At 47.1% G+C, this 832-nt stretch carries 1 pseudogene; it reads right to left on the bottom strand.

Annotated elements, in window-relative coordinates:
* Window positions 1–60 precede the first annotated feature (60 nt).
* Window positions 61–831: pseudogene (locus R7R78_RS25355) on the bottom strand (sulfite exporter TauE/SafE family protein).
* Window position 832: the final 1 nt, after the last annotated feature.

The following is an 832-nucleotide window of genomic DNA, read 5'->3' as shown; positions in this document are numbered from 1 at the left end:
GAAACCTTTATTGAGAGCCGCAAAAGCGCCATTAATTTGATGGCGCTTTTTCTGTTTGGGTTAGGCGTAAACGTCAATAAAAAAGTAAATGGTGATGGTAATCGAAGAGAGAGCGACAAAGCCTTTAACGTGGCTCGGATTAAGCTGGCGAGACACACGCGCGGCGAGATAGCCGCCAACTAATGTCCCGACCATTACCACGCTGCCTTTGCTCCAATCGATAGAGCCGTTCGCAACAAAAATGACGATTGCGATGAGAGACACACACGTTGAAACCAGAAGTTTAAGCCCATTCATCAAGTTGATGTCTTGATGGCCCGCCACAACGAGGTAACTCAGAACAATCACACCTAATCCGGCATTAAAAAATCCGCCGTATGCAGAAACACCCACCAACAACAAACTCAATGCGATTAAGCCTAAAACGCCAGCGTGTTTATGTTCTCTGGTGATGGATTTGATGATCATTGTTAACCGCGAACCTGTAAGAAACAGCACCGTAGCAAACAAAAGTAGCCAAGGAATGGCTTCCAAAAACAGTGACTCTGGCGTATTGAGAAGAAGATACGCGCCAACTGCGCCACCAACTAAGCTGAACGAGACGGTGAATAGCAGTTCTTGCTTGTTCTTCAAAATTTCTTCACGAAAACCCACGGCACCGCTTATGTATCCTGCGCACGCCGCGTAAGTGTTGGTGGCGTTAGCCATGAAGGGCGAAACGCCAACAGCCATTAGAGCGGGGAAGGTGATAAAAATCCCAACTACTGCTATCGAATTCATGATTCAACCTACCACGCCTGCAGCAAACAACAGAGCCAATTCCAGCAGCATA

This window comes from Vibrio sp. 2134-1, from assembly GCF_033339495.1.
The sequence above is the reverse complement of the archived record's forward strand: the minus strand, read 5'-3'. Positions and strand labels throughout refer to the sequence as shown.